The organism is uncultured Methylobacterium sp., assembly GCF_964244095.1.
Classification (GTDB): domain Bacteria; phylum Pseudomonadota; class Alphaproteobacteria; order Rhizobiales; family Beijerinckiaceae; genus Methylobacterium.
The window spans coordinates 1-20,585 of record NZ_CAXTHR010000075.1 but is presented as its reverse complement, the minus strand read 5'-3'; the positions used below and the strand labels follow the sequence as shown (position 1 = coordinate 20,585).

Genomic DNA, 20,585 nt, shown 5'->3' with positions numbered 1-20,585 from the left:
ACGAGCAGCGCCGCAAGGAGATGGTCAAGGTCGCGCACAAGTACACCGAGGAGGCGCGCGTCGCCGTGCGCCACGTGCGCCGCGACGGGCTCGACCACCTCAAGAAGCTGCTCAAGGACAGCGCCATCTCCGAGGACGACGAGAAGCGCCAGGCCACCGAGGTGCAGAAGGTCACCGACCAGCACATCGCCGAGGTCGACGGCGTGCTCGCGACCAAGGAGAAGGAGATCATGCAGGTGTGAGGCGGCCGGACCCCGCGCACCGGATGACGGCCCCCGCCGCCGCCGCGGGCGTGCGGAAGAACCCCTTCGCGAACCGCGAGTTCGGCCTGCGGGTCGTCTCCGGCATCGTGCTCGCCGCGGTCGTGGTCTCGGCGCTGATCCTCGGCGGCTGGGCTTTTGCCGCGATCTGGCTCGCCGCCGGCATCGTCGGCGCGGCCGAGTGGATCGGCATGAGCGGGACCGCGCCGCGGCGCGGGTTGGTCGCCGTCATTGCCGGAACGCTCGTCGCGGCGGCCGCCTGCTTCCACGGCGCCGCCCCTGCCTTCGCGATGCCAGCGATCCTCGCCCTCGGCGCGGTCCTCTGCCTCGCGCTCCCCCGCGGTGCGGGGCGGCGCCGCGCGCTCGGCGGCCTGCTCGGCGGCGCGGTGATCGCCCTGGTGCCGGTGGCGCTGCGCGACGCGCCCGCGATCGGCATCCTCGGGCCGGCCTGGATGTTCGCCGTGGTGTGGTCCACCGACATCGTCGCCTACGTCGCCGGCCGGAGCCTCGGCGGCCCGAAGCTGATGCCGAAGGTCTCGCCGAAGAAGACGTGGTCCGGCGCCCTCGGCGGCTTGGCGGGGGCGATCGCGGCCGGCATCGGGATCGTCGCGCTCGCCCGCGCGCAGGGCTGGGCCCCGCCGGCCGAGACCCCGCTCGCCCTCGTCGGGCTCGTCAGCGCCGCGGCCTCGGTGCTGAGCCAGGGCGGCGATCTGGCCGAATCCGCCCTGAAGCGCCGCTACGGCGTCAAGGATTCCGGTGCGTCCATTCCCGGCCACGGCGGCGTCATGGACCGCCTCGACGGTTTTTTTGCTGTGGCACTGCTCGCCGGCCTGTATCTCGTCCTGATCCGCTTCCACGCGGCCTGAAGGAGTTCGTCGGCGTGAGCCTCACCGTCACCATCCTCGGCGCCACCGGCTCGATCGGCCGCTCGACCACCGACCTGCTCGCCCAGCACGCGGACCGCTTCCGCGTCGGCGCGGTGGTCGGCGGGCGCGACGCGGCGGCGCTGGCGCGTGTCGCCCGCGAGACCGGGGCGGCCTTCGCGGCGCTCGCCGACGAGGCCGGCGGCGCGGACCTCGCCGCGGCCCTGTCGGGCTCGGGCATCCCGAACGGGGCCGGCGAATCGGCGGTGCTGGAGGCGGTGGCGCGCGACGCCGACATCGTCGTCGCCGCGATCAGCGGTGCGGCGGGCCTGAAGCCGACGCACGCGGCGCTCCGGCTCGGGCGCACCGTCGCGCTCGCCAACAAGGAGAGCCTGGTCTGCGCCGGCGACGCGTTCATGCGCGACGCCGCGCGCTACGGCGCCCGAATCCTGCCGATGGATTCTGAGCACGACGCGCTCGCCCAGGCGCTCGCCGGCCGGCCGCTCGACGACGTGCGCACCCTGATGATCACCGCGTCCGGCGGCCCGTTCCGGACCTGGACCCGGGAGCGGATCGCCGCCGCCTGCGCCGCGGAGGCCGCCGCCCACCCGACCTGGTCGATGGGCATGAAGATCAACATCGATTCCGCCTCGCTGATGAACAAGGGGCTGGAGCTGATCGAGGCGCACCACCTGTTCGGCGTCGCGCCGGCGCGCCTCGACGTGGTGGTGCATCCGCAATCCGTCGTCCACGGGCTGGTCTACTGGCTCGACGGCGCCGTGACCGCGGAGCTGGCGCTGCCCGACATGCGCGTGCCGATCTCGCACTGCCTCGGGCTCGGCGACCGGCTGACGATCGCCCGCGGCCGGCCGCTCGACCTCGTGGCGCTCGGCAGCCTGACCTTCGAGGCCGCCGACGAGGAACGGTTCCCGTGCCTGCGCATCGCCCGCGCGGCGCTCGCCGAGGGCGGCGCCGCGCCGACGGTGCTGAACGCGGCCAACGAGGTGGCGGTCGCCGCCTTCATCCGCGGCGCGATCGGGTTCTACGGCATCGCCGAACTGGTCGAGCGCGCCTGCGAGCATTTCTCCGGCCTCCACCGCACCGCGCCGGAGGGCGTCGAGGCGGCGCTGGCGATCGACGCCGAGGCGCGGGCCTGGAGCGCGGCGGCGCTGACGCGGATGCAAGCGGCGGGATAGAAGGCCGCTGCGATATGCCTTATCTTTAGGTTGTGTCTCGATTTCATGTCGACGCACGGTTTGACGATCGGACTGCCATCCGAGCAGGACCTTGAAACATTACGAATGACAGCTTGGAAGCGATCGATCAAATCATCGAAAGACCGGAGCCATAACAACCTCGAGTTGCTTTGATTCTCAAACTAGTTTAACTCTTCTCGGCATTAAAGGGCGGAGGCGAGAGTGGCGCACAAGCAAATAGCTTTTTTCAACCACAAAGGTGGGGTATCGAAGACAACTTCAGTCTTCCACATCGGTTGGATGCTTGCTGCGAAAGGACATAAAGTTCTTTTAGTAGATTGCGATCCGCAATGCAATCTGACTGGTCTAGTTCTGGAATATAGTCACTCTGAAGAATATCCATATCAAGAAAAAGGCAGATTTCTTAACATTAGAGATGGATTAGCGCCCGCTTTTGAAGCGAGACCGGTTCCACTGAGCCCCGTAGAATTGCAGCCAATATTAGCACGTCCGGGTCTTTACGTTCTTCCGGGCCATGTTGGACTTGCAGAATACGAGAGCCAACTAGCCATTGCCCACGAACTTTCATCATCTCTTGTGGCATTACAAAATATACCGGGTTCACTCCGCTGGTTGATAGATATAACCGCGAAATCTATCGAAGCCGATTTTGTTCTTGTAGATATGAGTCCAAGTCTTGGTGCACTTAATCAAAATTTATTTACGACTAGTGATGCGTTTATTATCCCGATGGCGCCAGATTTCTTTTCAGCAATGGCTTTAAGATCATTATCCCGCATACTTCCGAAGTGGAACCAGTGGTCAGCCCGGGCTGGAGAGCAGCCTGTCCTTCAAGATTCGGCATATCCCTGGCCGGGTAAAACCCCTAAGTATGTCGGCTCCATTGTCCAGAACTACAGGATACGCTCACGAGATGGTAAAGAGGCTGCGCCAACGCGAGCGTATCAGAAATGGTTTGATGCCCTATTAAGTGTGAAATCAGACGATCTGATTCCATCCCTTACGAATGCCAATCTAGTTTTTCAAGAGAACATTTATGACAATGCCAATGCAGCATTGGGCGATTTTTTGATTGAGGTTCCCGATTTCAACAGTCTTATCGCAATTTCTCAGTCCCTTTCGAAGCCTGTATTTGAGCTTAGCCGCGATGACATTAAGAATTCAGGCTCTGTTGCTAGCAATCAAGTCGACAGCGCGAAAAATTTCAAGAAGATTTATACTGCTGGTGCTGAAAAAATTTCGCAGATACTTTTATGAAACCGCATATTGTTTCCGCCTTAAGAATATTCTACAGCGGTTGTGATCGTGCATCCGGAATGCGATCTATTTATGAATATCTAAAGAATACTGCTCCTGCTGCCTTAAATTGCGACGATATTCTTAGATCTTCCCTCGTTCTCGTCGTTAGTTCTTTTGACTTGTACATACATGATATTTTTCGTACAGAGGCGCTCCATAGGTTGAGCTTTGGTAAAGAAATTCCAATTCTCCGAGTCCCTTTTAACGCAGCTCTATTAAATGGTGCCGCACAGGCGGCCATGATCGAGAATTGCATTAGAAAAGATAATTCTTTTAAATCATTTGTCGCTCCGGAAAAGCTCGCCGAGTGCCTACGTCAGCTAACGGAAAACCCCTGGGACAAGGTCGCAGAGAAATTAGGCGCTTCGGCTTCCTCATGCAAGGCGAGGCTCAAGGGAGTTGTAGATCTACGAAACAGAATTGCTCATGAAGCGGATGTTAATCCTGCTTACGGCGGAATCGAGCTATGGCCTATTTACAGCGAAGACATCGAAAATTCGATTATTTTTTTGCGGGAACTTGGTACGGCAATAGCAAGAGCCGTAACCGACAACCAGTAAAACGCGTGCTACAATGGCGGAACGATTAACTTGAGATGCTCGGCCGGAACTGCATCAGCGTCCAGGTTTGTGTGCACAACAGCAGAGGATCGGCTTTTCACCAATTTTATCCCTAAGAAGCAAACTTAACGGGTGGCGCTTGGGTACAGACAGGTAAACCAATCACCGAATCTCAGGTTGACAGATGGTGCGTCAATCCAACAAAAACCTTCTTTCTCGATCAAGTTATGGTAAAATCAAAGGTTAGAGCGTGCTTTGCCGTTACTGCTCCGGCCCGTAGCCGGCGAAGAACACCCGCACCGCCTCGGCGATGCGGTAGCCGATCTCCGCCTCCGTGACCGGGCCGCCGGCGCGGAACAGCAGCCGCGTCAGCAGGCCGGCCTGGCACAGGTGCAGGAAGTGCTTGGCGGCGAGATCCGTGTCCGTCGCCCGCAGCCGCCCGGCCGCGACCTGCGCGTCGAGATAGGCGGTGAGCCGCGCCACCCCCTGCGCCGGGCCGGCCTCGAAGAACGCCTGCCCGAAGCGGGGAAACTTCTCGCAGGCGCCGATCACCATGCGGATCACCGCCACGTGCTCGGGCCGCACCATCTCGACGAGGTAGGTCTGCCCGAGGCGCGTCAGCACCGCGGCGACGTCGGGGTCGTCGGCATCGAGCAGGAACAGGACCTCGGCCAGCGTCCGCTTCTCCTCCAGCGTCAGCGCCTCGAACAAAGCCTCCTTGCTGTCGAAGTAGACGTAGAGCGTGCCCTTCGAGACGCCGGCCGCGCGGGCGATCTCGCCCATGCTCGCCCCGTCGAAGCCGGCCCCCATGAAGACCCGGCGCGCCCCGTCGAGGATCTGGCGGCGCTTGTCGCTCTCCGGCGGCATCGGAGGAAAGCTCGGTTCGAGCGTCGCGCCGGGCGCGGCCATCGTGGTGATCCTGCGTTGCGATCTGGATTGACCGAACCGTTCGGTCAGTGGTATCTAGCCGCCTGAGACGGGGTGCGTCAACCAGCGCACGTCATTGACCGAACGGTTCGGTCATCGAATTCGGGATGGCGATGATGTCGTTGCGCGAGGATGGCGACCGGGCCGATGCGGGAAGCGGGCCGACCGACGCGGTGGGCCTCGACCGTGCCGAGGCCCCGGCCGTCACCCGCAGGCCGGAGGCTCCGGTGCAGGCCGCTCCCGCGATCCCGACGCCGCCGCCCGCCAAGAAGCGCCCCATCCGGAAGCTTCTGCTGCTCGGCCTGCTCTGCGCCGCCCTTGCCGGCGGCGGTTACCAGGGTTGGCAATGGTGGAGCGTCGGGCGGTTCTTCGTGTCGACCGACGACGCCTACGTCCAGGCCGACATCTCGGTCCTGGCGGCCAAGGTCGCCGGCTATCTCGAGGCGGTCCCGGTGGTGAACGGGCAGTCGGTGAGGAAGGGCGACGTGATCGCCCGCCTCGACGACGGCGACTACCGCCTCGCGCAGCAGGCGGCGCAGGACAAGCTGGCGACGCAGGAGAGCACGATCGTCCGGATCGGCCGGCAGGCGGATGCCGCGCAGGCGCAGGCCGCGCAGATGGCGGCGCAGGTCGACGCCGCGAGGGCCGACGCGGTGCGGGCGCTCGCCGACTACACCCGCTCGACGCAGATGCAGGCCGATTACGTGGCCAAGTCCCGCCTCGATCAGGCCAAGGCCGACCGCGACCGGACGGAGGCCGCGGTGAAGGGCGCCGAGGCCGGCCTGATCGCGGCCAAAGCCAATGTCGAGGTGCTGCATGCCCAGGAGCGGGAGGCGCGAGACCTCGCCGCGGAGCTGCGCACGGCGGTCGACCGCGCCCGGCGCGACGTGGACTTCGCGACGATCCGCGCGCCGTTCGACGGCGTCGTCGGCAACAAGGCGGTGGAGGCCGGCGCCTACGTCGCGCCGGGCTCGCGCATCGCCGCCCTGGTGCCGCTGAAGAGCGTGCGTATCGACGCGAACTTCAAGGAGACGCAGCTCGTGCGCGTGCGGCCGGGCCAGCGCGCGGCGATCGAGGTCGACGCCTATCCCGGCCGCGCGATCGCGGGCGAGGTCGAATCGTTCTCGCCCGCCTCCGGCTCGGTGTTCAGCCTGCTGCCGCCCGACAACGCCACCGGCAACTTCACCAAGATCGTCCAGCGCCTGCCCGTGCGGGTGCGCGTGCCGGCCGAGGTCGCCGCCGAAGGGCTGCTGCGCCCCGGCCTGTCGGTGACGGTCCGCGTCGACACCCGCGAGGGCGCCGACGCGCCGCTGCTGCAAACAGCGCACAAGCAGGACTGACGGCGATGGCCGCCGCCGCCCTGCCGCTCGCCGCCGAGCCGCCGCTCGACCGCCGCCGGATGGTGGCGTTCCTGTGCATGGTCTTCGGCATGTTCATGGCGATCCTCGACATCCAGATCGTCTCGGCCTCGCTCAACGAGATCCAGGCGGGTCTTTCGGCATCCGGTGACGAGATCCCCTGGGTGCAGACCAGCTACCTCATCGCCGAGGTGATCTCGATCCCGCTGTCCGGCACCCTGTCGCGGGTGCTCTCGACGCGCTGGATGTTCGTGATCTCGGCCGGCGGCTTCACCGCGATGAGCGTGATGTGCGCCACGTCCTCCTCGATCAACGAGATGATCGTCTGGCGCGCGCTCCAGGGCTTCATCGGCGGCGGCATGATCCCGACGGTGTTCGCCTCCGCCTTCACCATTTTCCCGCCGTCCAAGCGCGGCATCGTCTCGCCGATGATCGGGCTCGTGGCGACGCTGGCGCCGACCATCGGCCCGACGGTCGGCGGCTACCTCACCGACCTCGGCTCCTGGCACTGGCTCTTTCTCGTCAACGTCGTGCCGGGCATCGTCGTCACGATCTCGACTTGGCTCCTCATCGATTTCGACGAGCCCAACCTCGGCCTGTTCAAGAGCTTCGACTGGTACGGGCTGGCCTTCATGGCGGGCCTGCTCGGCTGCCTCGAATACGTGCTCGAGGAGGGCCCGAACCACGACTGGCTCCAGGACGAGGCGGTGGCTTTCTGCGCCCTCGTCGGCGCGGTCTGCGGCCTCGGCTTCTTCCGGCGCGTCCTTACGGCGAAGCAGCCGATCGTCGACCTGCGCGCCTTCGCCGACCGCAACTTCGCCGCCGGCTGCGCGGCGAGCTTCGTCCTCGGCATCGGCCTCTACGGGCTGACCTACCTCTATCCCGTCTACCTCGCCCGCGTGCGCGGCTACTCGGCGCTGCAGATCGGCGAGACGATGTTCGTCTCGGGCCTGTGCATGTTCGCCACCGCGCCGGTCGTCGGCCGCCTCACCGGCCGGATCGACCCGCGCATCTTCATGGCGACGGGCTTTGCCGGGCTCGCCGCCGGCACCTGGATCGTCACCGGGCTGACCAAGGACTGGGATTTCTGGGAATTGCTGTGGCCGCAGGTGCTGCGCGGCTGCTCGCTGATGCTGTGCATGATCCCGATCAACAACATCGCGCTCGGCACCTTAGCCCCGGCGCGCATCAAGAACGCGTCGGGCCTCTACAACCTCACGCGCAACCTCGGCGGTGCGGTCGGGCTGGCGCTGATCAACACCTTGATGAACGACCGCTGGGACCTGCATCTGGCGCGCCTGCACGAGCGCTTCACCTGGGCCAACGCCGCCGCCCTGGAGCGCCTCGACGCCCTGCGGCGCCAGTTCGAGCCGCTCGGGGGCGAGCCCGAGCGGATGGCGCTCAAGGCGATGGCCAACACCGTGCGGATGCAGGGCCTGGTGATGGGCTTCGAGGACGTGTTCCTGGTGCTCACCGGCCTGTTCCTGCTCACCGCCCTCGCGACGCCGCTGATCCGGAGGCCAACGGCCGCTCCGGGCGGGGGCGGGCACTGACGCGCGGACCGGGATTGCGGGGGAAAACGCCGCTCCGCGGCGCGGGGCCGTCGCGGCCGGCCGGCGCCCGTGCGACGGTGCCGGCCGGCGGGCGCGGGTTTGGGTTGGATCAGAGCCGCCCCGATCTGCTAGAACCCTGCCGAAGGGCCCGTCGCGGCCGGAGGATCGACGCATGGACTTCCTGACCGCGATGGGCGGCACGGCCACCGGCTTCTTCGGCGCGGTGATCCCGTTCCTGTTCGTGCTGACCGTCGTGGTGTTCGTCCACGAGATGGGGCATTTCCTGGTCGGGCGCTGGTGCGGGGTGGGCGTGCACGCCTTCTCGATCGGCTTCGGGCCGGAACTCGTCGGCTTCAACGACCGCCACGGCACCCGCTGGAAGCTCTGCGCGATCCCGCTCGGCGGCTACGTCAAGTTCCACGGCGACGCCAACGGCGCCAGCGTCCCCGACCCCGCGACCCTCGCGCGGATGAGCCCGCAGGAGCGGGCGATCAGCTTCCCGACCCAGCCGGTGGCCAAGCGCGCGGCGATCGTCGTCGCCGGCCCGGTGGCCAACTTCCTCCTGGCGATCCTGCTGTTTGCCGGCGCGATCTGGCTCGGCGGCCGCCTCGAACTGCCGGCCCGCGTCTCGGCGATCGATCCCAACAGCGCGGCGGCGCAGGCCGGATTCGAGCCGGGCGACCTGATTAAGACCATCGACGGCGAGCCGATCCCCGACTTCAACGCGATGTACCGCGTCGTCACCGGCAGCGCCGGGACGCCTTTGCGCTTCGTCGTCGAGCGCGCCGGCACCGAGCGCGAGATCACCGCGACGCCGCTCGTCCACGAGGAGAGCACCAAGTTCGGCCGCCACCGCATCGGCCGCCTCGGCATCCGCTCGCCCGCCGCCTCGGAGGCGAAGCTCGTGGAATACGGCCCGCTCGCCTCGCTCTCGCTTGGCGTGAACGAGACCGCCTTCGTGGTCGAGCGCACCTTCTCCTATCTCGGCAAGCTCGCCACCGGCCGCGAATCCGCCGACCAGTTGTCGGGCCCGATCGGCATCGCGCGGGTCTCGGGGGAGGTCGCCAAGATCGGCGGCTTCGGCGGGCTCGTCGGCCTGATCGCCCTGCTCTCGGTCTCGATCGGCCTGCTCAACCTCTTTCCGGTGCCGCTGCTCGACGGCGGCCACCTGCTGTTCTACGCCTTCGAGGCGGTGCGTGGGCGGCCCCTGAGCGAGCGCGCCCAGGAGATCGGCTTCCGCGTCGGGCTCGCCCTGGTGCTGGTGCTGATGCTGTTTGCCGCCTGGAACGACATCCTCAACCTCGGCGCCTCCTGGCGCGCCACCTGACGGAACCGCGGCTTCCGGTTCGCCGCATTCCGGCCGCCTTTCGCCCCCCAGGGCGGCCGACGAGGCCCGTCTCGACGTGACCGGGCCCGCAAAACCGGCTCGGCCTGCGGGTTCGGCGGGGCGTTTCCGCAACGTGGTCCCGTTCCGGAATTGCGTGGCGGCGCAGAGCTTTACGGTTGATTTACCCTGCGGCGAAATGGCTTGGAACCTCGCGGCGCGTTAAGTGGCGCGAAGGCCACGACCCCCCAAAATCCCTGCGATGCGGCCCCCCGCGGCGTTTGCTTGGCAGGGGAATCCCGATAAGAGCTACGCTTGGGCCAGCCATCCTGGACCTGGTATTTACGGGACGGTCGGCCAACGATCGCCCGGCGCGGGTGCGAACCCGATCCGACGACGAAACAGACGGGCGAATAGATGATGTCGATGACGGGGAAGCGCCGGCGCAAGTCGGTGAAGCGGACCATCGTCCTAGCCGCCGCGGCCGGCCTCGCGCTGACCGGGCTCGCGCAGGCCCAGCAGATCGTCGTCCAGGGCAACCGGCGCGTCGATGCCGACACCATCCGTTCCTACGTCACCGGCACCGCATCGGGCTCTGCCGAGGAGGCGCGCCGCAACCTGCTCGCCAGCGGCATGTTCTCCGACGTGAAGGTCGCCGCGAGCGGCGGCCGCACCGTGGTCACGGTGCGTGAGAACAACCTCATCAACCGCGTGGTGTTCGAGGGCAACAAGAAGATCGAGAAGGCCACCCTCGAAGGGCAGATCGAGGCGAAGGCCCGCGGCGCCTTCAGCGAAGGCGTCATCAAGTCCGACCTCGCGCGGATCAAGGAAGTCTACCGCCGCGCCGGGCGCGGCACCGCCAAGGTCACCTACCGCACCGTCGACCTGCCCAACGGCAGCCTCGACGTGATCTACCAGATCGACGAGGGCGACAAGACCGGCATCGTGTCGATCAACTTCGTGGGCAACAACGTCTATTCGGAGTCGAAGCTGAGGGGATTGGTGTCCTCGTCGGAGATGAACTTCCTGTCGTTCATCAAGACGTCGGACGTCTACGATCCCGATCGCATCGCCAACGACATGGACTTGGTGCGGCGCTACTACCTCAAGAACGGCTACGCCGACTTCCGCATCGTCAACGCCGACGCCCGCTACGTCGAGGGCCCCGACGCCAACGGCTGGGTGATCACGGTCACCGTCGACGAGGGCGAGCAATACACGGTCGGCGCCGTGGCGGTGGATTCCCGCCTGCCGGGCCTCGACACGGGCAGGCTCGACGGCGAGGTCCGCACCGCGGTCGGCGACGTCTACAACGCCGAGGACGTGGAGAAGACGCTGACCGGCGTGACCAACCAAGTCGCGCGCGCCGGCTACCCGTTCGCGCAGGTGCGGCCCACCGGCCAGCGCGACCGCGCCACCCATCAGGTGTCGCTGGGCTTCGTGGTCGAGGACGGTCCCCGCGTCTACGTCGAGCGCATCAACGTCCGCGGCAACACCCGCACCCGCGACTACGTCATCCGGCGCGAGCTCGATATCGCGGAAGGCGACGCCTACAACCGCGTGCTCACCGACCGTGCCGAGCGCCGGCTGAACGGGCTGGGCTTCTTCAAGAAGGTGCGCTTCTCGAACGAGCCGGGCTCGGCGCCCGACCGCGTCGTCATCAACATCGACGTCGAGGACCAGCCCACGGGCTCGTTCTCGGTGGCGGGCGGCTACTCCACCCAGGACGGCATCATCGGCGAGGTCTCGGTCTCGGAATCGAACTTCCTCGGCCGCGGCCAGTACGTCCGCGTCGCCGGCACCGGCGGCCAGTATTCCCGCGGCGTCGACTTCTCGTTCACCGAGCCGTACTTCCTCGGCTACCGCTTGGCTGCCGGCTTCGACGCCTTCTACAAGTACAGCGACCTGACGCGCTACTCGCGCTACGAGACCACCGTCTACGGCGGCCAGATCCGCATCGGCCTGCCGGTGACAGAGGAGTTCGGCGTGACGTTGCGCTACTCGCTCTACAACACCGAGCTGAAGGTGCCCAACGGCCTCAAGCAGCCCTACAACGACTGCTCCAACCCGATCCCCGGCTTCACGCCGCGCTACGACCCCGGTAAGGTCATCAACGGGCAGAACGTCGGCGGCCTCGCGAAGTACCCGGACTGCGCCTACAACGGCGAGGCGTCGATCGCGATCAAGGGCTCGCAGGGCAGCACGCTCACCTCGCTCGCCGGCCTGACGCTGGCCTACTCGACGCTGGACATCATCGGCAACCCGAAGAACGGCATCTACGCCGAGTTGAAGCCCGACGTCGCGGGGCTGGGCGGCGACTCGAAGTTCTTCCGCGTCACCGGCGACGCGCGTTACTACAAGGAACTCTACGAGGACGTGGTCGGCTTCGTCCGCTTCCAGGGCGGCCACGTGCAGGCGCTCGACAGCAACCCGCTACGCATCACCGACCAGTTCTTCCTCGGGCCGTCGCTGGTCCGCGGCTTCGCCCCGAACGGCATCGGCCCGCGCGACGTCGGCACCAGCGACGCGCGCTCGAACGCCATCGGCGGCTCGACCTACGTCGGCGGCACCCTCGAGGTCCAGTTCCCACTCCCCTACATCCCGCGGGACCTCGGCCTGAAGGGCGCGTTCTTCGCCGATGCCGGCACGCTGTTCGGCTACCACGGCCGCACCTCGTTCGACGTGAACGGCGACGGCTTCATCAACGGCACCTCGCCGGTGACCGGACGCTGCAACTTCAACGCCTTCACGGTCGGCGTCGAGCCGGAATGCGTGAGCGTGCGCGACAAGAACGTCATCCGCTCGTCGGTCGGCGCCTCGATCCTTTGGAACTCGCCGCTCGGCCCGATCCGCTTCGACTACGCCTACGCGCTGAGCAAGGACGAGGGCCAGAAGGTGTTCGGCGCCGACGGCTCGTATCTCGGCAAGGTCGGCAAGGACCAGATCCAGGCATTCCGCTTCTCGGGCGGCTCGCGGTTCTAGTCCGAAGAAAGGTCCGCGCCGCCTTGGGGATTTTCCGGGGCGGCGCGTCGTCCATGCCAGATCCCGTCTTCTTCATCGCAAGGCCCGGCCTCAGCCTCGGCGCCGTCGCCGAGGCCGCCGGCGTACCCCTGCCCGAGGGGGCCGATCCGGCGCGGCTTCTCGACGGAGCAGCGCCGCTCGAACGCGCGGGGCCGCGCGACCTCGCCTACATGGACAACGCCCGCTACGGCGCGGCGCTTGCCGCGACGCGGGCCGGCGCCTGCCTGGTCGCGCCGCGCTTCTCCGCCCGCGTGCCGGCCGGCACCGCGGCCCTCGTCGTGCGCGACCCCTACCGCGTCTACGCCGCGCTGCTCGGCCGGCTGCATCCGGACGCCCTGCGGCCCGGCTCGCAGTTCGGCGCCCGCGGCATCGCGCCGGGCGCCCACGTCCATCCCGACGCGCGTCTGGAGGAGGGCGTCACCATCGATCCCGGCGCGGTCGTCGGCCCCGGCGCCGAGATCGGCTCGGGCACGGTGATCGGCCCGAATGCCGCCATCGGCCCGAACGTGCGGATCGGGCGCGACTGCTCGGTCGGCGCCGGCGTGACGCTCAGCCACGCGCTCGTCGGCAACCGCGTCATCGTCCATCCCGGCGCCCGCATCGGCCAGGACGGCTTCGGCTTCGCGATGGGCGCGAGCCACCTCAAGGTGCCCCAGGTCGGCCGGGTCATCGTGCAGGACGACGTCGAGATCGGCGCTAACACCACGATCGACCGCGGCGCCTCCCGCGACACGGTGATCGGCGAGGGCACCAAGATCGACAACCTCGTGCAGATCGCCCACAACGTGGTGATCGGCCGGCACTGCGTGATCGTCTCGGGCGTCGGCATCTCCGGCTCGACGACGCTGGAGGACTACGTCGTCCTCGGCGGCCAGGTCGGCGTGGTCGGGCATCTGCGCATCGGGCGCGGCTCGCAGATCGCCGGCTCCTCCAACGTCAACCGCGACGTGCCGCCCGGCAGCCGCTGGGGCGGCACGCCGGCCAAGCCCGTCCGCGCGTGGTTCCGGGAACTGACGACGCTCGCGCGCCTCGCCGAGCGTTCGGGCCGGGACGGGCCCGAGGAGAAGGACTGAGCGGTACCACAGGGTTCCGCCGGACGGCGATCCCGTCCGCGGCTCCGGGTCCCGTCGCGCTTCCCTGCACCGAAGCCATGATCGCCGCGTCGGATTGCGCTCCGGCTGCCACGCGGACGGACCACCCGCCGAGCGAGGCACGATTCGGAGGCGTTCCACCTGTTCGTGGCGCCGCCGGGCGTTAAGCTCGGGCTCGGCGGCTTGCGTCCGATTCGGCGCATGGGATGAGACATGGACGACGCCGAGACAGCACGACAGGGGCCGATGCCGCCGCCGGAGCAACGCGGTCCCGTCACGCGTGACGGAGCCGCGATCCGCGGGGCCCGCGCGCTCATCGTTCTGGCGCTGCTGCTGCCCCTCGTCCTGCTCGCGCTGGCGAGCTGGTACAATCGCGGCGAGGTCGTGCGCGAGGCCGAGACCCGCGTCGAGCGGACGCTGCGGCTCCTGCAAGAGCACGCGGTCAAGGTTTTCGAGACCCAGAAGCTCATCCTCGACCGCGTCAACGGACGCCTGCGCGGCATGGACTGGGGCAGCGAGGAGCAGCGCGCCGACCTGCACGCGTTCCTCGCCGCGCTGCAGGCCGATTACGATCAGATCGCCACGGTGACGATCACCGACGCCGAGGGCCGGATGAAGGCGAGCGGCCGGATCTATCCGGCCGATCCCGAGGTCTCCTTTGCCGATCACGACTGGTTCATCGCGCTCCGGCAGGCCGGTCCGACGCCTGCCAAGCCCGTCTACATCTCGCGTGCATTGGTCGGCCAGTCCGACCGGACGGCGTTCAATTTCGCAGAGCCGGTGTTCGACCCGGACGGGAGCTTCCAAGGGGCGATCGCCCTGTCGATCGATCGTTCGTACTTCGAGGACTTCTACCGCGAGGTCGATCCGGACCCCGAGCACAGCGTCGTCATGGTCCGCTTCGACGGGGAACTGCTCGCCCGCCATCCCGGTACGGCCGCGACCCGGATCTCCGTCGATGCGCCGTTGTTCCGACGGATCGCGGAGCGGAACGGACGCCCGTTCATGGCGCGATCGGACGTCGACGGCACCACGCGGATCTTCGCCTTCGGCAAGGTCGCGGCCTACCCGGTCTATATCGGCTTCGGCCTCAGCGAGACGGCGGTGAGCGCGCAATGGTGGCGCAACGTCCTGGCCTTCGCCCCCGTCGCCGGGCTCGCCGCCCTGGCGCTCCTGGCCGCCTCGACCTTCGCGCTCCACCAGACCCGCCAGGAGCAGAGCGCCACGCGCCGCTGGCGCGAGACCGCCGCCGCGCTGGCCGCCGAGGGCACGGAGCGCCAGCGCGCCGAGGCCCAGTTGCGGCAGGCCCAGAAGATGGAGGCGGTCGGCCTCCTCACCGGAGGCGTCGCGCACGACTTCAACAACCTGCTCACCGTGGTGATCGGCAACCTCGAAATGGTCCAGCGCCGGGTGCGGGACGCCGATCAGCGCATCGTTCGCGGCATCGAGCGGGCGATGGAGGGCGCCCGCCGCGCCGCTACCCTGACGCACCGCCTGCTCGCCTTCTCGCGCCAATCGCCGCTCAATCCCGAGCGGATCGACGTCAACCGGCTGGTGCAGGGGATGTCGGACCTGTTCCGGCGCACGCTCGGCGAACGGGTCACCCTGGAAACGGTGCTGGCCGGCGGCCTGTGGCTGACCGAGGCCGACGCCAACGGGATGGAAAGCGCCATCCTCAACCTCGCCGTCAACGCGCGGGACGCGATGCCGGACGGCGGGCGGCTGACGATCGAGACCGGCAACGTTTACCTCGACGAGGCCTACGCCGCGACCCGCGAGGGCGTGGAGGCCGGCCAGTACGTCATGGTCGCGGTCTCCGACACCGGCACCGGGATGGCGCCCGAGATCCAGGGGCGGGCGTTCGAGCCGTTCTTCACCACGAAGCCCGTCGGCAAGGGCACCGGCCTTGGCCTCGCGCAGGTCTACGGTTTCATGGGTCAGAGCGGCGGCCACGCGGCGATCCATTCCGAGCCGGGGCACGGCAGCACGATCAAGCTTTACGTCCCGCGCATGACGCCGGCGGCCGAGGCCCGCTACGCCGCGGCCGGCGCCGCGATGGAAATCCCCACGCTCATCCCCGGCCTGCTGGAGCGCGCGCCCCGGCCGGACATGACGGTGCTCGCGGTGGAGGACGACGCGATGGTGCGCGCCTTCTCGGTCGCGGCCCTGGAGGAGGCGGGCTACCGGGTGCTCCAGGCTCCGGAAGGGCCGGATGCCCTGGCGCTCCTCGACGCGCATCCCGAGATCGACCTCCTGTTCACCGACGTGGTGCTGACCGGCCCGCAGGACGGGCGTCAACTCGCCGACGCGGCGCGGGCGCGGCGGCCCGGCCTGAAGGTGCTGTTCACCACCGGCTACACCCCCAACGCGATCATCCATCACGGTCGCCTCGATGCGAGCGTCGACCTGATCGTGAAGCCGTTCACGGCGGCGGGCCTCGGGCGCAAGGTCCGTGCGGTGCTGACCGTTGCGTGAGCCGTCGCGCTTGCATCCCGACGCCTTTCTGGTCGAAAGGACGCGTCGGACATGGATGGACCTGCGCGGTGGGCAGGCGCGCGCCGGAGCCGGGTGAGGTTGCGAAGAGATCGATGAGCGAGACGGTGCGTGAACTCGGCTCGGCCGACATCCAGAAAGTGCTCGAACTGCTGCCGCACCGCTACCCGTTCCTGATGATCGACAGGATCGTCGAGATCGACGGCGACGCGAGCTGCGTCGGCATCAAGAACGTCACGGTGAACGAGCCGCAATTCACCGGCCACTTCCCGAACCTGCCGGTGTTTCCCGGCGTGCTGCTGATCGAGGGCATGGCCCAGACGGCGGGCGCGATCTGCTGCCGGCACATCCTGGAGAGCCACGTGCGGACCAAGCAGGTGTTCTTCATGACGATCGACAAGTGCAAGTTCAGGAAGCCCGTCGTGCCGGGCGACCAGGTCCGCTTCCACATGCGCAAGCTGAACCAACGCAAGACCATGTGGTGGTTCCGGGGCGAGGCCCGCGTCGACGGCGCGCTGGTCGCCGAGGCCGAGATCGGCGCCATGCTGGTGACCGAATGAGCGCCGCCGTGATCCATCCGAGCGCGATCGTCGAGGACGGCGCGGAGATCGGCGACGGCTGCCGCATCGGCCCGTTCTGCCATGTCGGCGCGCGGGTGGCGCTCGGTGCCGGCTGCGAACTCGTCAGCCACGCGGTGGTGGCCGGCGACACCCGGATCGGTGCGCGGACGCGGATCTATCCCTTCGCGTCCATCGGCCACCCGCCGCAGGACCTGAAGTACCGCGGCGAGGCCTCGACCCTGCGGGTCGGCGCCGACTGCCTGATCCGCGAGGGGGTGACGATGAATCCCGGCACCGAGGGCGGCGGCCTGGAGACCGTGGTCGGCGATCACTGCACCTTCCTCGCCAACGCCCATGTCGGCCACGACAGCCGGGTCGGCAGCAACGTGATCTTCTCCAACAACGTGATGCTCGCCGGCCATTGCAGCGTCGGCGACTTCGCGATCCTCGGCGGCGGCGCGGCGGTGATCCAGTTCGCCCGCGTCGGCGCGCACGCCTTCATCGGCGGCCTCTCGGCGCTGGAGAACGACTGCATCCCCTACGGCATGGTGCTCGGCAACCGCGCCACCCTGTCCGGCCTCAACATCGTCGGCCTGCAGCGCCGGGGCTTTGCCCGCGAGGACATCCACGCGCTGCGCCGCGCCTACCGCCTGCTCTTCGCCCAGGAGGGCACCCTGATGGAGCGGGTCGAGGACGTGGCGACGGAGTTCGACGCCCACCCGCTGGTGCGCGAGGTGCTCGACTTCATCCGCGCCGGCGGCCGACGCTCGATCTGCACGCCGCGCGAGGCGCCGGCGCCGGTCGGTGCGGCCTGAGGCGGAGGCCGCCCGGCCGGGACCTGGGCTGCCAGCCTCCGGAACGCTGGTCCTGATCGCCGGCGCCGGGCGCCTGCCCGAGCGCGTCGCCGAGTCCCTCGACCGGGCCGGCCGCGCCTTCAAGGTGCTGGCGCTGCGCGGCTTCACCGACCGGCCGATGCGCGCACGCGCCGACGCCACCGTCGACCTCCTCGACGTCGGCGGGACGCTGCGCATCCTGAAGACCTGGGGGCCGGCGACGGTGGTGCCGGCCGGCGGCGTCGCGCGCCCGAGCCCGGCCGCGATCCTCAACGCCGCCGCCGCCCTGCGCAACCGCGCGGCCCTGAAGAGCCTCGTGGACGGCGGCGACGACCGGCTGCTGCGCGGCGCGCTGGCGCTGCTGGAGGAGAACGGCCACCGGGTGCTCGGCGTCCACGAGGCGGCGCCCGACCTGCTCAGTCCCGAGGGCCGGATCGGCCGGCACGTGCCGGACGCGGCGGGCCGAGCGTCGATCGCCACCGGCCGGGCGCTGCTTTCCGCGCTCTCGCCCTTCGACGTCGGACAGGCGGTGGTGGTGGCGACCGACCGCGTCCTCGCGGTGGAGGGGCCCGAGGGCACCGACCGGATGCTGGCGCGCGCCCGAGCGGCCGGCCGCAAGCCCTTCGGCCACGGACGCGCGCTGCCCGGCACCGTGCTGGTGAAATGCGCCAAAGCTGGCCAGGACCTGCGCATCGACCTGCCGGCGGTCGGCCCGCGCACGGTGCGCAACGCCGCCGCCGCCGGCTGCGCCGGCCTGGCGATCGAGGCCGGCCGCACCCTGGTGATCGACCGCGCGGAGACGGCCGCGGAGGCCGACCGCCTCGGGCTCTTCCTGATGGGCGTGGGGGCGATCGCATGAGGATCTGGCTCGTCGCGGGCGAGGATTCCGGCGATCAGCTCGGCGCCAAGCTGATGGCGTCGCTGCGCGCGCTGGCGCCCGAGCCGATTAGCTTCGGCGGGGTCGGCGGCGAGGCGATGGCCGCCCACGGCTTCGCCTCGCTCTTTCCCCTCGATGACGTGGCGGTGATGGGCTACCTGCCGGTGCTGGCGCGGCTGCGCACGCTGCTGCGCCGCATCCGCCAGACGGTCGACGACGTGGTCGCCGCCTGCCCCGACGTGCTCGTCATCATCGACAGCCCCGGCTTCACCCACGCCGTCGCCGCGCGCGTGCGCAAGCGCCTGCCCGGCCTGCCGATCGTCGATTACGTCAGCCCAAGCGTCTGGGCGTGGCGCCCGTGGCGGGCCAAGGGCATGCGCCGCTTCGTCGATCACGTGCTGGCGCTGCTGCCGTTCGAGCCGGAGGCGCACCGCCGGCTCGACGGGCCGCCCTGCACCTATGTCGGCCACCCGCTGATCGAACGGTTTTCGGACTTGCGGCCCGATGCGGCGGACGCGGCCGCCCGCGCATCGCAGCCCTGGAGCCTCGTGGTGCTGCCGGGCTCGCGCCGTTCCGAGATCGAGCGGCTGATGCCGGTCTTCGGTGCGACGCTGGCGCGGCTCGCGCAGGCCGTCGGCCCGGTCGAGGCGGTGCTGCCGGCGGTGACCCGCCACCGCGCCCTGATCGAGCGGATGGCGCTCGCCTGGGACGCGCCGGTGCGGATCGTGGCGGGCGAGGCGGCCAAGTACAGGGCCTTCCGCCGGGCGCGCGCCGCGCTCGCGGCGTCGGGGACCGTGACGCTCGAACTGGCGCTCGCCGGCGTGCCGATGGTGGTGGCCTACAAGGTCTCGCGGGTCGAGGCGGCGGTGGCCCGCCGCCTGATCCAGGTGCCGACCATCGTGCTGCCGAACCTGATCCTGGGTGAGAACGCCATGCCGGAATTCGTGCAGGGGGACTGCACGCCCCACCGGCTCGCGGCCGCGCTCGCGCCGCTCGTCACCGGCGGCGCGGCCCGCGAGCGGCAGGCCGCGGCGCTGGAGCGCATCGACGGCCTGATGCGGCTCCCCGACGACGAGGCCCCGAGCCGCAGCGCGGCGCGGGTGGTGCTGGCGATGGCCGGACGCTGAGGCTCGGCGGTGCTCATTTCGCCGGGGTTACGGAAGACGCTCGTCCCGCAGCGCGTCCGCATGATGCGCGGGCTAACCCTCCCCCCTCTGCGGGGGAGGGAGATAACCGCGCCGGCGCGCTCACCCCCGCTCGTTGATCCCGACATAATCCCGCTTGGCCGGCCCGACGTAGAGCTGGCGCGGGCGGCCGATCTTCTGCGAGGGGTCCTCGATCATCTCGGCCCATTGCGCGATCCAGCCGACGGTGCGGGCCACCGCGAACAGCACCGTGAACATGTCGGTCGGGAAGCCCATCGCCTTCAGCGTGATGCCCGAGTAGAAGTCGATGTTCGGGTAGAGCTTCTTCTCGACGAAGTACTCGTCCTTGAGCGCGATCTGCTCGAGCTGCATCGCGACCTCGAGCAGCGGGTCGTTGGTCTTGCCGAGTTCCTTCAGCACCGCGTGGGTGGTGTTCTGCATGATGCGCGCGCGCGGGTCGTAGTTCTTGTAGACGCGGTGCCCGAAGCCCATCAGCCGGAACGGGTCGTTCTTGTCCTTGGCCTTGGCGACGTACTTCCCGACGTTCTCGGGCGTGCCGATCTCCATCAGCATCTTCAGCGCCGCCTCGTTGGCGCCGCCATGCGCCGGCCCCCACAGGCAGGCGACGCCGGCGGCGATGCAGGCGAACGGGTTGGCGCCCGACGAGCCCGCGAGCCGCACCGTCGAGGTCGAGGCGTTCTGTTCGTGGTCGGCGTGCAGGATGAAAATCTTGTCCAGTGCCTTGGCAAAAATCGGATTGATCTGATAGTCCTCGCACGGCACCGCGTAGCACATCCGCAGGAAGTTCGAGGTGTAGTCGAGGTCGTTCTTCGGGTAGACGAAGGGTTGCCCGATCGAATATTTGTAGGCCATCGCGGCCAGCGTCGGCATCTTGGCGATCATGCGCATGGAGGCGATCATGCGCTGGCTCTCGTCCGTGATGTCGGTCGAGTCGTGGTAGAACGCCGAGAGCGCGCCGACGGACGCCACCATCACCGCCATCGGGTGCGCGTCACGGCGGAAGCCGGTGAAGAACCGGTTCATCTGGTCGTGCACCATGGTGTGGCGCGTGACGCGGTAGTCGAAATCGGCCTTCTGGCCCGGCGTCGGCAACTCGCCGAACAGCATCAGGTAGCAGGTCTCGAGGAAGTCGCCCTGCTCGGCCAGTTGCTCGATCGGGTAGCCGCGATAGAGCAGCACGCCC

Annotated in this window: 17 protein-coding genes; 15 read left to right on the top strand and 2 right to left on the bottom strand. The window is 68.4% G+C overall.

Translation table 11 applies throughout. The features are described 5' to 3' along the window. From ACFE86_RS13160 to ACFE86_RS13140, 5 genes are all read left to right on the top strand, one after another. Positions 1-242, top strand: a 242-nt coding sequence (locus tag ACFE86_RS13160) for a ribosome-recycling factor (protein ID WP_375455782.1), incomplete at its 5' end; no start/stop codon positions are given. Between the two features lie 23 nt (positions 243-265). Next, positions 266-1,126, top strand: a complete 861-nt coding sequence (locus tag ACFE86_RS13155; protein WP_375455781.1) for a phosphatidate cytidylyltransferase — start codon at positions 266-268, stop codon at positions 1,124-1,126. 14 nt (positions 1,127-1,140) lie between these two features. Beyond that, a complete protein-coding gene (gene dxr / locus ACFE86_RS13150; protein WP_375455780.1) occupies positions 1,141-2,319 on the top strand; it encodes a 1-deoxy-D-xylulose-5-phosphate reductoisomerase in 1,179 nt (392 codons plus the stop codon). 222 nt (positions 2,320-2,541) lie between these two features. Further along, entirely contained in the window at positions 2,542-3,597 is a 1,056-nt protein-coding gene (locus tag ACFE86_RS13145; protein ID WP_375455779.1) for a ParA family protein, read from the top strand. After that, positions 3,594-4,199, top strand: a complete 606-nt coding sequence (locus ACFE86_RS13140; protein WP_375455778.1) for a HEPN domain-containing protein — start codon at positions 3,594-3,596, stop codon at positions 4,197-4,199. The genes ACFE86_RS13145 and ACFE86_RS13140 overlap by 4 nt, the downstream gene beginning before the upstream one ends. Positions 4,200-4,460: 261 nt before the next feature. Here ACFE86_RS13140 and ACFE86_RS13135 read toward each other — a convergent pair whose 3' ends face one another. Continuing rightward, complete coding sequence (locus tag ACFE86_RS13135) at positions 4,461-5,108, bottom strand: TetR/AcrR family transcriptional regulator (RefSeq protein ID WP_375455777.1); 648 nt, start codon at positions 5,106-5,108, stop codon at positions 4,461-4,463. Between the two features lie 134 nt (positions 5,109-5,242). Here ACFE86_RS13135 and ACFE86_RS13130 point away from each other — a divergent pair, with 134 nt between their 5' ends. The 10 genes from ACFE86_RS13130 (at position 5,243) to lpxB (ending at position 19,363) form a co-directional block, all read left to right on the top strand. Next, the gene (locus ACFE86_RS13130; RefSeq protein ID WP_375455776.1) at positions 5,243-6,466 is read left to right on the top strand and encodes an HlyD family secretion protein; all 1,224 of its coding nucleotides are present in this window, start codon (positions 5,243-5,245) and stop codon (positions 6,464-6,466) included. A gap of 5 nt (positions 6,467-6,471) precedes the next feature. Further along, complete coding sequence (locus ACFE86_RS13125; protein ID WP_375455775.1) at positions 6,472-8,037, top strand: DHA2 family efflux MFS transporter permease subunit; 1,566 nt, start codon at positions 6,472-6,474, stop codon at positions 8,035-8,037. Positions 8,038-8,209: 172 nt separating this feature from the next. Then, positions 8,210-9,364: an RIP metalloprotease gene (locus ACFE86_RS13120; RefSeq protein WP_375455774.1), complete on the top strand. Its 1,155-nt coding sequence runs from the start codon at positions 8,210-8,212 to the stop codon at positions 9,362-9,364. Between the two features lie 414 nt (positions 9,365-9,778). Then, positions 9,779-12,343: an outer membrane protein assembly factor BamA gene (bamA, locus tag ACFE86_RS13115; protein WP_375455773.1), complete on the top strand. Its 2,565-nt coding sequence runs from the start codon at positions 9,779-9,781 to the stop codon at positions 12,341-12,343. A gap of 53 nt (positions 12,344-12,396) precedes the next feature. After that, positions 12,397-13,455, top strand: coding sequence for a UDP-3-O-(3-hydroxymyristoyl)glucosamine N-acyltransferase (lpxD, locus tag ACFE86_RS13110; protein WP_375455772.1), 1,059 nt, complete (start codon positions 12,397-12,399; stop codon positions 13,453-13,455). Between the two features lie 231 nt (positions 13,456-13,686). Then, the gene (locus ACFE86_RS13105; RefSeq protein ID WP_375455771.1) at positions 13,687-15,948 is read left to right on the top strand and encodes an ATP-binding protein; all 2,262 of its coding nucleotides are present in this window, start codon (positions 13,687-13,689) and stop codon (positions 15,946-15,948) included. 113 nt (positions 15,949-16,061) lie between these two features. After that, a complete protein-coding gene (gene fabZ / locus ACFE86_RS13100; RefSeq protein WP_375455770.1) occupies positions 16,062-16,526 on the top strand; it encodes a 3-hydroxyacyl-ACP dehydratase FabZ in 465 nt (154 codons plus the stop codon). After that, positions 16,523-17,341, top strand: a complete 819-nt coding sequence (gene lpxA / locus ACFE86_RS13095; RefSeq protein WP_375455769.1) for an acyl-ACP--UDP-N-acetylglucosamine O-acyltransferase — start codon at positions 16,523-16,525, stop codon at positions 17,339-17,341. Before fabZ ends, lpxA begins: the two co-directional genes overlap by 4 nt. Beyond that, entirely contained in the window at positions 17,331-18,218 is an 888-nt protein-coding gene (locus ACFE86_RS13090) for an LpxI family protein (protein WP_375455768.1), read from the top strand. Before lpxA ends, ACFE86_RS13090 begins: the two co-directional genes overlap by 11 nt. After that, positions 18,215-19,363 carry a lipid-A-disaccharide synthase gene (gene lpxB / locus ACFE86_RS13085; protein ID WP_375455767.1) on the top strand — a complete coding sequence of 383 codons (1,149 nt, stop codon included), beginning with the start codon at positions 18,215-18,217 and terminating at the stop codon, positions 19,361-19,363. Before ACFE86_RS13090 ends, lpxB begins: the two co-directional genes overlap by 4 nt. A 120-nt stretch (positions 19,364-19,483) precedes the next feature. On the opposite strand, the gene gltA is transcribed toward lpxB, so the two are convergent. Next, positions 19,484-20,585: citrate synthase (gene gltA, locus ACFE86_RS13080; protein ID WP_375455766.1), on the bottom strand; the 1,102-nt coding region annotated here is incomplete at its 5' end.

Coding starts and splice junctions, on each gene's coding strand:
- ACFE86_RS13135 (WP_375455777.1), bottom strand. CDS start 5,108: ATGGCCGCGCCCGGCGCGACGCTCGAACCGAGCTTTCCTCCGATGCCG.
- ACFE86_RS13140 (WP_375455778.1), top strand. CDS start 3,594: ATGAAACCGCATATTGTTTCCGCCTTAAGAATATTCTACAGCGGTTGT.
- lpxB (WP_375455767.1), top strand. CDS start 18,215: ATGAGGATCTGGCTCGTCGCGGGCGAGGATTCCGGCGATCAGCTCGGC.
- lpxD (WP_375455772.1), top strand. CDS start 12,397: ATGCCAGATCCCGTCTTCTTCATCGCAAGGCCCGGCCTCAGCCTCGGC.
- fabZ (WP_375455770.1), top strand. CDS start 16,062: ATGAGCGAGACGGTGCGTGAACTCGGCTCGGCCGACATCCAGAAAGTG.
- ACFE86_RS13125 (WP_375455775.1), top strand. CDS start 6,472: ATGGCCGCCGCCGCCCTGCCGCTCGCCGCCGAGCCGCCGCTCGACCGC.
- ACFE86_RS13130 (WP_375455776.1), top strand. CDS start 5,243: ATGTCGTTGCGCGAGGATGGCGACCGGGCCGATGCGGGAAGCGGGCCG.
- lpxA (WP_375455769.1), top strand. CDS start 16,523: ATGAGCGCCGCCGTGATCCATCCGAGCGCGATCGTCGAGGACGGCGCG.
- ACFE86_RS13105 (WP_375455771.1), top strand. CDS start 13,687: ATGGACGACGCCGAGACAGCACGACAGGGGCCGATGCCGCCGCCGGAG.
- ACFE86_RS13120 (WP_375455774.1), top strand. CDS start 8,210: ATGGACTTCCTGACCGCGATGGGCGGCACGGCCACCGGCTTCTTCGGC.
- bamA (WP_375455773.1), top strand. CDS start 9,779: ATGATGTCGATGACGGGGAAGCGCCGGCGCAAGTCGGTGAAGCGGACC.
- ACFE86_RS13155 (WP_375455781.1), top strand. CDS start 266: ATGACGGCCCCCGCCGCCGCCGCGGGCGTGCGGAAGAACCCCTTCGCG.